Source organism: Acidocella sp., assembly GCF_036489515.1.
In the GTDB taxonomy this organism is placed as follows: Bacteria; Pseudomonadota; Alphaproteobacteria; order Acetobacterales; family Acetobacteraceae; genus Acidocella.
The window spans coordinates 1-11,100 of record NZ_DASXFO010000009.1 but is presented as its reverse complement, the minus strand read 5'-3'; the positions used below and the strand labels follow the sequence as shown (position 1 = coordinate 11,100).

At 62.9% G+C, this 11,100-nt stretch carries 12 protein-coding genes; 10 read left to right on the top strand and 2 right to left on the bottom strand.

The features are described 5' to 3' along the window. From VGG47_RS01330 to VGG47_RS01320, 3 genes are all read left to right on the top strand, one after another. Nucleotides 1–1,320: RelA/SpoT family protein (locus VGG47_RS01330; protein ID WP_331535061.1), on the top strand; the 1,320-nt coding region annotated here is incomplete at its 5' end. Beyond that, complete coding sequence (gene acpS / locus VGG47_RS01325) at nucleotides 1,317–1,718, top strand: holo-ACP synthase (RefSeq protein ID WP_331535060.1); 402 nt, start codon at nucleotides 1,317–1,319, stop codon at nucleotides 1,716–1,718. The genes VGG47_RS01330 and acpS, both read left to right, overlap by 4 nt. A gap of 200 nt (nucleotides 1,719–1,918) precedes the next feature. After that, nucleotides 1,919–2,536, top strand: coding sequence for a flavin reductase family protein (locus VGG47_RS01320; protein ID WP_331535059.1), 618 nt, complete (start codon nucleotides 1,919–1,921; stop codon nucleotides 2,534–2,536). 139 nt (nucleotides 2,537–2,675) lie between these two features. On the opposite strand, the gene VGG47_RS01315 is transcribed toward VGG47_RS01320, so the two are convergent. Next, on the bottom strand, nucleotides 2,676–2,924 hold the full coding sequence (locus VGG47_RS01315) for a DUF3297 family protein (protein ID WP_331535058.1): 249 nt from the start codon (nucleotides 2,922–2,924) through the stop codon (nucleotides 2,676–2,678). Further along, nucleotides 2,921–4,159: a D-alanyl-D-alanine carboxypeptidase family protein gene (locus VGG47_RS01310; RefSeq protein ID WP_331535057.1), complete on the bottom strand. Its 1,239-nt coding sequence runs from the start codon at nucleotides 4,157–4,159 to the stop codon at nucleotides 2,921–2,923. Before VGG47_RS01310 ends, VGG47_RS01315 begins: the two co-directional genes overlap by 4 nt. A gap of 113 nt (nucleotides 4,160–4,272) precedes the next feature. Between VGG47_RS01310 and lepB the strand changes: the two genes are divergently transcribed. From lepB to VGG47_RS01275, 7 genes are all read left to right on the top strand, one after another. Beyond that, a complete protein-coding gene (lepB, locus tag VGG47_RS01305; RefSeq protein WP_331535056.1) occupies nucleotides 4,273–5,064 on the top strand; it encodes a signal peptidase I in 792 nt (263 codons plus the stop codon). Continuing rightward, nucleotides 5,061–5,732, top strand: coding sequence for a ribonuclease III (gene rnc / locus VGG47_RS01300; protein ID WP_331535055.1), 672 nt, complete (start codon nucleotides 5,061–5,063; stop codon nucleotides 5,730–5,732). The genes lepB and rnc overlap by 4 nt, the downstream gene beginning before the upstream one ends. Beyond that, nucleotides 5,729–6,622, top strand: a complete 894-nt coding sequence (gene era / locus VGG47_RS01295; RefSeq protein ID WP_331535054.1) for a GTPase Era — start codon at nucleotides 5,729–5,731, stop codon at nucleotides 6,620–6,622. Before rnc ends, era begins: the two co-directional genes overlap by 4 nt. Nucleotides 6,623–6,875: 253 nt before the next feature. Further along, nucleotides 6,876–8,525: a hypothetical protein gene (locus VGG47_RS01290; RefSeq protein ID WP_331535053.1), complete on the top strand. Its 1,650-nt coding sequence runs from the start codon at nucleotides 6,876–6,878 to the stop codon at nucleotides 8,523–8,525. Next, the gene (locus VGG47_RS01285; protein ID WP_331535052.1) at nucleotides 8,522–9,460 is read left to right on the top strand and encodes a glycosyltransferase family 2 protein; all 939 of its coding nucleotides are present in this window, start codon (nucleotides 8,522–8,524) and stop codon (nucleotides 9,458–9,460) included. Before VGG47_RS01290 ends, VGG47_RS01285 begins: the two co-directional genes overlap by 4 nt. Nucleotides 9,461–9,661: 201 nt before the next feature. Beyond that, nucleotides 9,662–10,492, top strand: coding sequence for a carbon-nitrogen hydrolase family protein (locus VGG47_RS01280; protein WP_331535050.1), 831 nt, complete (start codon nucleotides 9,662–9,664; stop codon nucleotides 10,490–10,492). 37 nt (nucleotides 10,493–10,529) lie between these two features. Further along, nucleotides 10,530–11,100, top strand: a 571-nt coding sequence (locus VGG47_RS01275; protein ID WP_331535062.1) for an NAD kinase, incomplete at its 3' end; no start/stop codon positions are given.

The following is an 11,100-nucleotide window of genomic DNA, read 5'->3' as shown; positions in this document are numbered from 1 at the left end:
GGCCGGTTCAAGGATTATATCTCCACACCGAAGGCCAACCGGTATCAGTCCCTGCATACAGGCGTCACATTGCGCCATCCGCGCAACCAGAAAATCGAGATTCAGATACGCACGCCTGAAATGCAGATGATCGCGGAGAACGGTGTTGCCGCGCATTGGCTGTATAAGCAGAGTGACGCCAGCCAGTCTGATTTGAAACAATTCCGCTGGGTGCAGGATCTTCTGGAAATCCTGGATAACTCCGCGGCGCCGGATGAGTTTTTGGAAAACACCAAGCTCGAACTCTACCAGGACCAGGTGTTCTGCTTCACGCCGAAGGGGCAGCTGATCCAGCTGCCCCGCGGCGCCACCTCGGTCGATTTCGCCTATGCCGTGCACAGCCAGATCGGCGATACCTGCGTCGGCGCGCGCATCAACGGGAGGTTGATGCCGCTGCGCTATGAGCTGCAAAACGGCGACCAGGTGGAGATTCTCACCGCGCGCGGCGGCACGCCGTCGCCGGCCTGGGAGCGTTTCGTCGTCACCGGCAAGGCGCGCGCGCGCATCCGCCGCTTCCTGGCGCAGCAGATGCGCGAGCAGCATCGCGACGCCGGAAAATCGGCGCTGGCCAAGGCGTTCCGCCAGGAAGGCGTGGACGGTTCGGAAAAAGTGCTGGAAACGACCGTCAAGACGCTCAAGCAGCTGTCGCTCGACGATCTCTACGTCGCGGTCGACACCGGCATCATCGGCGCGAAGGAAGTGGTCCACACCGCCTATCCGGAGCTGCGCGAGCAGCGCGCGCCGCGCATGCTGCCGGGCTTCATGGGCCAGGCGCTCACCGCGCGCTCGCCGCGCCATGTCGGCGTGGCCGATGCCGGCATGCCGATCACCGGCCTCGTCTCCGGCATGGACGTGCATTACGCCGGCTGCTGCCACCCGCTGCCTGGCGACAAGATCGTCGGCATCGTCGCCACCGGCAAGGGGGTCACGGTGCACACCAAGGATTGCGCAACACTGGAAACCTTTGCCGCCACGCCGGAGCGCTTCATCGACGTGGACTGGGACGCCGATGTGATCGCCCGTAGCGACCGTAAATCCAGCCGCTTCATCGGCCGCGTCAGTGTCATCGCGAGCAACAATTCCGGCGCGCTGGCATCGTTGACCAACGCCGTCGCGAAGCAGGAAGGCGCCATCTCCAATCTCAAGGTCGTGCACCGGCAGCAGGATTTCTTCGAGGCGCTGGTCGATGTGGAGGTGCGCGACGTCCGGCATCTGTCCCAGGTCATCGCCGGGCTGCGCGGGGCCCCCGGCATCGCCCAGGTGGAGCGCGCCAAGACATGATCATCGGCCTCGGTTCCGACATCTGCGACATCCGTCGCATCGAGGCGAGCCTGGCGCGCTTTGGCGAGCGTTTCACCTTACGCGTCTTCTCCGAAGTGGAGCGCGCGCGCTCCGAGCGGCGGGTGCATGCCAGGGCGGCCAGCTACGCCAAGCGTTTCGCCGCGAAGGAAGCCTGCGCCAAGGCGCTCGGCACCGGGTTCAGGCGCGGCGTGTTCTTCGCGGACCTGCGGGTCACCAACCTGGCCAGCGGCCAGCCGACCATGACCCTGCACGGCGGCGCGCTGGCGCGACTCGCGGCGCTGATCCCGCCGGGCCATACGCCGCACATTGCCGTCTCGCTGACCGATGAATACCCCTACGCCTACGCCCAGGTCATCATTTCCGCGGAGCCCGCGTAAGGAAGAAAGCAGCCGCTTTTTAAAAAAAGCGGCGCAAAAACTTTTATTTATGCTGGGTCGGGGGCGTTGTTGGCGACAACGCCCATGACCCAGCATAGCAAAGTTTTTTTGCTACTTTTTGTTCACAAAAAGTAGCCTTCCTCATCCTTGCTCTGCCGCGCGGGCGAGGCGATACCGGTGGTAAACCGGGAGACAGACGAATGACTACAATGCATTTCTATGAACCCACCGCAGGACATGGGCTGGCGCATGACCCGTTCAACGCCATCATCGGTCCGCGGCCGATCGGCTGGGTCTCGACCCGGGGGGCGGACGGTGGGGTGAATCTGGCCCCGTACAGCTTTTTCAACGCGTTCAATTACACCCCGCCGATCATCGGCTTTTCCAGCACCGCGGCCAAGAATTCGCTGCGCAACGTGCAGGAGACCGGCGAATTCGTGTGGAACCTGGCAACCCGCAAGCTGGGCGCGCAAATGAACGCCACCTCGGCTTCGGTGCCTTATGGCGTTGATGAATTCGAGCTGGCCGGGCTGGAAAAGGCGCCGTCACGCCTTGTGGCGCCGCCGCGCGTCGCCGCCAGCCCCGTGCAGTTCGAGTGCAAGCTGGCCGACATCGTGCAGTTGAAGAGTGCTGCCGGGGTGCCAGTCTCCAGCTGGTTGGTGCTGGGCGAGGTGGTCGGCGTGCATATCGACCGCACGCTGCTCAAGGACGGCGTGTTCGACACGTTCGGCGCGGAAATTATCCAGCGCGCCGGCGGGCCGAGCGCCTATGCTTTGATCGGACCGGAGGCGCGTTTCGACATGGTGCGGCCGAAGTAGAAAGTAGCCGCTTTTTAAAAAAAGCGGCGCAAAAACTTCTTTTATGCTGGGTCATGGGCGTTGTCCCCGACAACGCCCATGACCCAAATTAATAAAGTTTTTTTGCTACTTTTTGTTCACAAAAAGTAGCGCTTCCTTCCTACCCTTCCGCAGTGTCGCGGAAATAGGCTTCGACCGTGCCTTTGATCCGCATGGTCAGCGGCTTGCCGTGGCGGTCGACGCTTTTGCCGACCGACACCCGCACCCAGCCCTCGGACACGGAATATTCCTCGACATTGTTTTTCTCGACGCCGTTGAAGCGGATGCCGATGCCGCGCTCCAGGATGGCCTCGTTGAAGAACGGGCTGTTCGGGTCGATGGAGAGGTGGTCGGGAGGTGTGTCGCTCATATATATTTGCTCAGTTTCAGCTTCAGTTTGGTGAAAAAGCTCGCGGGCGGGGCATCGGTCAGCGCGATCACCGGGCTGCTGGCCAGCGCTTTCCCGTCCAGCGTGTAGGTGACCGTGCCCAGCGTTTCGCCCTTGGTCACGCCCGGCGTCAGGTCCGCCGTATAGGTGATCTTGTAGGCGACCTTGGAGGCGCCGTCGGAGGGCACGGTCATGTTGATGGTGTTGGCGACGCCGACCGGGACCATGCCGGTATTCAGCGCCGCGCTGTGCAGCGTGTCGATCTGCTGGCCGGCCGTGGAGATGGCTGCATCCGTGAAGAATTTCTGGCCATAATCGAGCAGCGATTCGATCGCCGCTGTGCTGGCCTGCCACGAGGGGCCGCCCATCACCACGGCGATCAGCCGCATGTCGCCGCGCACCGCCGTGGCATCGATGCAGTGCCCGCTTTCATTGGTCAGGCCAGTCTTCAGCCCGTCCACAGTGGGGTCTACAGCCAGAACCGGGTTCCAGCTCGTCTGGGTGATATTGTCGTAGGCGTAGCTCGGCAGTTTGGAGATGTTCAGGATCTGCGGCTCGTCCTGCAAAATCGCCCGGCTCAGCTTGGCGACGTCGAGCGCGCTGGTATGCAGCGCCGGGTCGGGCAGGCCGTCAACGTCGGTATAGTTCGTATCGGTCAGGCCCAGTTGGCGAGCGTCCCGGTTCATCAGCTGCACGAAACTGCTCTGTGTGCCGGCCACCGCCTGGGCCAGCGCCACGGCGGCATCGTTGCCCGAATCGACGATCAACCCGTGCAGCAGCTGATCGACCGTGACATCCGTGTTCGGGTTGATGAACATGCGCGAGCCGCCGGTATGCCAGGCGGTCACGCTGACCGGGACCGTCTGGTTCATGGTCAGGCTGCCATTCTTCACGGCCTGGTACACGATGTGCGCCGTCATCAGCTTCGTCAGGCTCGCCGGCGCCACCTGCAGGTCCGGGGCGGCCTCGGCGATGATGGCGCCGGTGCGGGCATCCATCAGCACATAGGACGTCACATCGGACAAAACCGGCGGGGTCGGGGTGTTGGGGTCGGCGATCGGGCTGTCCGGCACGGGCGCCGGGCCGCTCGGGGGCGGCGTCTTGCCGGTCATGGAGAAGTTGCTGGGCAGCGCGAGGGTTCGCGCGACAGCCGGCGCGGCGATCGCGACGGCGGCGGCAACGGCAATGAGGGAAGAGATGCCAGCTTGTTTGATCATGGGGCGCATGTCTTTCTTCGGGTCGGGCGAATGCGGTGTCTCTCTGCACCGATTTCTTGACAAGCTGCAAGCACCGCGCTTGATGCTTAGGCCCATCCTGATAGGCTATTGTTATGGCATTCTTTCGTCAAAAATCCTCCTCCGCCGGCCGGAAGGCGGTTCCCGCGGCACAGCGGAAATCCGCGTCGACCGTGGAGTTTATCAAGACAGTCGTCTATGCCGGGCTGATCGCGGTGGGGATCCACACGTTTCTGGTCGAGCCGTTTTTCATCCCTTCGGGGAGCATGGTGCCGACCATGCTGGTGGGTGATTACCTTTTTGTAAATAAGTTTGCGTATGGTTACTCGCATTATTCGCTGCCCTTTTCGCCTGACCTGTTCTCCGGGCGGATTTTCGGCAGCATGCCCAAGATGGGCCAGGTCATCGTGTTCCGCCCGCCGGGAGATCCCAGCGAGGACTACATCAAGCGCGTGATCGGCCTGCCGGGCGACACGGTGCAGATGACCGCGGGCCGGCTGTACATCAACGGCAAGCTGGTGCCCCAAACGCTGATGGGCAATTACACCGATACCAGCTCCGGCGGCCCGGTGGTCGCGACCGAGTACGTGGAGCATCTGCCCGACGGCAAGAACCATCCGATCCTCAAGGAGACCGATCAGGGCTTCGCCAACAACACGCCGCTCTACACGGTGCCGGCCGGCGACCTCTTCGTGATGGGCGACAACCGCGACGACAGCGAGGATTCCCGCTTCATGGATGGCCCGGTCGGCTATGTGCCGATGGAGAATGTCGTCGGCCCGGCGGATCTGATCTTTTTCTCAATTGACCTGCGTCACCCGTTCTATGAGGTCTGGGAGTGGCCGCTGGAAATCCGCTGGGGCCGGTTGTTTAAGATCATCAATTGAGTGGCCTCGATGACGCGCAGGTGCTGCTGGGCCATCGGTTCCAGCGCCCGAAACTTCTCTCCGAGGCACTGACGCACCGCTCCGCCGCCGGCGCGCGCGGGGTGGGCTCCAACGAACGGCTGGAATTCATCGGTGACCGCGTGCTCGGGCTGGTTGTCGCCGAGTGGCTGCTCGAGCGTTTCCCCAACGAGCAGGAAGGCAAGCTCGGCCCGCGTTTGGCGGCCCTGGTCTCGAAGCCGGCTTTGGCGCAAGTTGCCGAAACCAACGGTGTCGCCGCTTTGTTGAGCGTGGCCCCGGGGGAGTCCAAGCGCGGCGTGCGCACCCAGGCCACGGTGCTGGCCGACGCGCTGGAGGCGATGATCGGCGCGCTGTATCTTGATGCCGGGCTCGCCGCGTCCCGTGATTTTATCCGTAAGGTTTTGAGTAATGTCGTCGAACAACAGTTTATCCCGCCCAAAGACCCCAAAACCGCCTTGCAGGAATGGGCGTTGAAGCGCGCTCTGCCGCTGCCGGCCTATGAGGTGGTGACCATGTCCGGCCCCTCGCATGAGCCGCATTTCGTGGTGAAGGTCAGTGTCGGCGATGACGCGGCACGGGGCAACGCCGGTTCCAAGCGCGCCGCCGAGCAGGCGGCCGCGCGGGCGTTGCTGGAAATGCTCCCGGCATGAGCCGCTGCGGTTTCATCGCCCTGATCGGCGCACCCAACGCGGGAAAATCCACGCTGCTCAACCGCCTGACCGGCGCGAAAGTCTCCATCGTCACGCCGAAAGCGCAGACCACGCGGGCGCGGGTGCTGGGCATTCTCATGCGCGGCGAGGCGCAGGTCCTGTTCGTCGACACGCCGGGCATTTTCGCGCCGAAGCGCCGCCTGGACCGGGCGATGGTCGCGGCCGCCTGGGACGGGGCGGGGGAGGCGGACTATGTGCTCCTGCTGGTCGACGCCAAGACCGGGCTGACCGAGGCAGTGCGCGGCATCATCGCCCAAGCCGCCGCCACCGGCCGCAAGATGGCGCTGGTGCTGAACAAGGTGGACCTGCTGGAGCGCCACAGGCTGCTGCCGCTGACCCAGGACATCACCGCGCTGGCGGAATTCGAACAGGTGTTCATGATCTCCGCCGCCACCGGCGACGGCATCGAGGTGCTGCTCGATTTCTGCACCGCCAAGCTGCCCGAGGGGCCGTATCTGTACCCTGAGGACGAGCTGACCGACCTGCCGGACCGGCTGCTGGCAGCGGAAATCGTCCGCGAGCAGGTTTTTCTACAGACCCGCGACGAGGTGCCCTATGGCACCACGGTCGAGACCGAGAGCTTCAAGACCCAGAAAGATGGCTCGGTGCGGATCGACGCGGTGATCTACGTCGCCCGGGCCGGGCACAAGGCGATTCTGATCGGCGCCAAGGGCGCGCGCATCAAGGATATCGGCGCCCGCGCGCGGCGCGAGCTGAGCCAGTTGCTGGACTGCAACGTACACCTGTTCCTGCGCGTGAACGAGCGCGCAGGCTGGGACGAGGAAGCCGAACGGATCCGCGCGACGGGGCTGCGCGACCCGAAGGCCTGAGCGGGAGAGAGATAAGGAAGGCTACTTTTTGTGAACAAAAAGTAGCAAAAAAACTTTATTATGCTGGGTCATAGGCGTTGTCGGCGCCAACGCCCATGACCCAGCATAATAAAAGTTTTTGCGCCGCTTTTTTTAAAAAGCGGCCGCTTTCCTTTATCTAAGACGCCTGCCTTCGGCATTCCGTCCATTTTGCCACGGATGCGGAATGTCGTATGGATGCACGCTGAGAGGCGTCATTTCTGGAAGGCCAAGCTTGCAGGGGCTGAAAAAACGCGGGAGCTGGAACGGGCATTTCGTTGCGCTTGCGGCTTATTTTATCTATTCCCTGGTGCTGGTTGATCACGGCATTTCGCTAACACGATATCTGGCAGGGGAGGGCACGGACCCGTACATTTACCTGTGGTTTCTGGCCTGGTGGCCTTATGCGATCGCGCATCATCTACCGCTGCTGACGTCACCGCTTTTATGGTCTCCCTTGGGCGTTTCCGTGCCCTGGCTCACCTCGATTCCTGCCCTGGCTCTGCTCTTTGCGCCCCTCACCGCGATCGCCGGGCCGGTCGTCACTTATAATGTCCTGATCATCGCCGCCCCGGCTCTGTGTGCGTGGCTGGCTTACCTTGTATGTTTCCGTCTGACGGACGATCGGGCCGCGTCGTTGGTCGGCGGTTTCCTGTTCGGCTTTTCAAGCTATGAAATGGCGCAGAATACCTCGGCGTTGAATTTGAGCGCGGTGTTCTGCGTGCCGGCCTTGCTGCTTGTCGTTTTGAGCCGTCTGGGTGGTTCGTTGACACGCCGGCGGGCCGTCGCATTCGCCGCACTGCTGCTGACCATGCAATTTTACACCAGCGTCGAAGTCTTTGCCCTGATTTTCGTGTTTGGCGGCATCGCCTGGATGTTCGCCTATTTGTACTTGGCAGCGCAGAGGCCGGCATTGCGGCTTCTGTTCACCGACGCGCTCGTGACGGCGCCATTTGTTATCGTGGCGGCGGGGCCGTTTCTGGTCGCCATGGCAAGGACCGCCTGGCAGCTGCATCTGCCCGATGCGTGGCCGTATTATTTTACGGCGGACCTGCTGGACCTGGTGATCCCGTCGCGGGAGAATTTGTTCGGCGCACCGTTTTTATCGCTCTCCCGCCACTTAGATGGCGACGTGCATGAGCAGGATATCTATCTCGGCCTGCCGCTGCTGTTTCTCATTTGGCATTTCGCCCGGGAGCAGGGGGGCAGGCCTCAGGGGCGCCTGCTGGTCGCGTGCTTTCTGGCCTTCCTGATTTGCAGTTTCGGGCCCCGGCTGTGGATCGCCGGTCATTATTCCCCCATCGTCCTGCCCTGGAGCTTGGCGATGCATTTGCCGCTCCTTCACAACGCCCTGCCGGCACGTTTCGCGCTGTTTGTTGCGCTGACGACGGCGATCATCGCGGCTTTGTGGATCGCGCGCGCGGAGCGCCGCTGGGCGCGGCTGGCGTTTGGCATGATCTGCTGCGTGACGCTGCTGCCGCAACCTCATCCCTGGCGTGCGCTGCCGCGTATGGCGCTTTTTGCCCCGGGCGAAATCGAGTCCGTTCTCGGGCCCAATCCGCGCATCCTGATCCTGCCTTTCGCCATCAACGGGCCTTCCAGCTTCTGGCAAATGGAAAACCGTTTCGGTTTCACCCAAACCGGCGGTTATCTGGGCTTCCCCCCCGCGCCGATGCAGAAATACCCGGTCGTAGGGGAATTGTTTGGCAATTATGTGCGGCCGGATTTTGCGGCGGAATTCGCGCGTTTTTGCTGGGCGACCGGTACGCAATATGTGGCGGTCGGGCCCGGCGCCAACCCCGAAATGGTCGCGTCCATTGCCGCGCTTGACTGGCCAACAAAAAAAATCGATGGTGTAATGATCGTTTCGGTCCAACCCCAATGACCCAGCGTCTTTCCCTGGTCGTGCCCTTTTACAACGAGGGGCAAAACATTCGCGCATTTCACGACGCCATCATGCCCTGCCTGGAAGCCGTTCCGGACAGCGCCTGGGAGATCGTCTGCGTGGATGACGGCAGTACCGATGCCACGCTGGAACAATTGGTCGCGCTGGCCGAGGCGGATCCGCGTTTCCGTGTGCTCGAGCTCTCGCGCAATTTCGGCAAGGAGGCGGCGCTGACCGCGGGCATCGACGCCGCAAGCGGGGAGGCGGTGATCCCCATCGATGCCGATCTGCAGGACCCGCCGGAATTGATCGCGCCGATGGTCGCCGCCTGGCGCGCCGGCGCGGAAGTGGTTTTGGCCCACCGCTCCGACCGCGCCGCTGACGGCGTCATGAAGCGCAAGAGCGCCGCCTGGTTCTACCGCCTGCACAACCTCGTGTCGAAAACGCACATTCCCGAAAATGTCGGGGATTTCCGCCTGATCGACCGTGTCGTGGTCGAGGCGCTGAAGCAGTTGCCCGAGCGCCAGCGTTTCATGAAGGGCCTGTTCGCCTGGGTCGGCTTTCGCACCGTCACCATCGATTATGCGCGCCCCTCGCGCCAAGCCGGCGCTTCCAAATTCTCGGGCTGGGCGCTATGGAATTTCGCGCTGGAGGGTTTCACGAGCTTCTCCACGGCGCCGCTGAAAATCTGGACCTATCTCGGCGCCGTCGGTGCGGTCTGCAGTTTCATCTACGCGATGTTCACGGTTGTTTATACGCTGCTCCGGGGCATCAGCGTGCCGGGCTATGCCTCGCTGCTGGTCGTGGTGCTGTTTCTCGGCAGCGTGCAACTGATGAGCATCGGCCTGCTCGGCGAATATATCGGCCGGATCTATCTCGAGACCAAGCAACGCCCCACTTATCTGGTCCGCAAGATCCATGGCGGAAGTAAGTGAAAAGGAAGACTACTTTTTGTGAACAAAAAGTAGCAAAAAACTTTGTTAATTTGGGCCATGGGCGTTGTCGGGGCCAACCCCCATGGCCCAGCATAATAAAAGTTTTTGCGCCGCTTTTTTTAAAAAGCGGCCGCTTTCTTGGCCGTGGTCACCGGAGCAGAAAAAAGCTATACTCGCCCGAGGATAGATCATGGGGTGTTCATGCGGGTTAGTGTGGTCCAGATGTCGCCGACGGCGGACAAGGCAGAGAACATCGCCCAGGCCCGCGCCCTGATCGCCGGGGCCGTGGCCAGTGAGCGCCCGGATCTGGTCGCCCTGCCGGAGATCTGGACCTGTCTCGGCGGCGCGCGGGAGACGAAATTCGCCGCGGCGGAGGCTTTGCCGGAGCCCGGTGATACGGGTGGTGCGGCCTATGAATTCCTGCGCCAGATGGCGGTTTCCCACGGCATCCATGTGCATGGCGGCTCGATCGGCGAGCTGGCCGGCGGGCAGCTGTTCAACACCAGCCTGGTTTTCGCCCCCTCCGGCCTGGAGCTGGCGCGCTACCGCAAAATCCATTTGTTCGACATCACCACCCCCGACGGCACCGGCTATCGCGAGAGCGAGACCTATGGCGCGGGCGAAACGGTCGTGACGTGCGACATCGCCGGCACCAAGGTCGGGCTTACCATCTGCTACGATGTGCGCTTCCCCGAATTGTTCCTGGCGCTGCGCCGCCGCCATGTGGACCTGATCATGCTGCCCGCCGCCTTCACGCTGCAGACCGGCAAGGACCATTGGGAAGTGTTGTTGCGCGCCCGCGCCATCGAGACCCAGACCTGGCTGGCCGCCCCGGCCTGCACCGGGCCGCATCGCGGGGCCAAGGGCGATGTCCGCTTCACCTATGGCCATTCGATGATCGTCGATCCCTGGGGTCATGTCGTCGCGCGCGCCTCGGACGGGCTCGGCTGGGCCACCGCCACCATCGACAAAACGCAGATGGCGCGTGTGCGGGCGAACATGCCGCTGCTCGAGCATCGCCGACTTGCATAACGTCGCCATCCTCGGCGACGCCGTGGCGCCGTTGACCATGGATATCGCCTTCATCGCGGCGCAGACCGAGTCCGCTGAGGCCGCGCGCGACCGCTTGACCGCCCGCTATGGGGACTGCGCGCCGAAAGACGCCGCCGTCATCGTCGCTCTGGGCGGCGACGGGTTGATGCTGGAATGCCTGCACAAGGTGCTCGGCACCAAACAGCCGGTCTATGGCATGAATTGCGGTTCGGTCGGCTTCATGATGAACGAATATCATGAGGACGACCTGCCCGGCCGCATCGCGCGGTCGCTCTCCAGCGTGCTGCACCCGTTGCGCATGCATGCCATCACGGCCTCCGGCGTGGTTGAGGAGGCGATGGCGATGAACGAGGTGGCCTTGCTCCGCCAGCTGCGCCAGGCGGCGAAAATCCGCATCAGCGTCGACCATCGCGAACGTCTGGCGGAACTCATTTGTGACGGCGTGCTGATTTCCACCCCGGCCGGCTCCACGGCCTATAACCTGTCCGCGCATGGCCCGATCATTCCGCTCACCGCGAATCTGCTGCCGCTCACGCCGATCTCCGCCTTTCGCCCACGGCGCTGGCGTGGCGCGCTGCTGCCCTCCA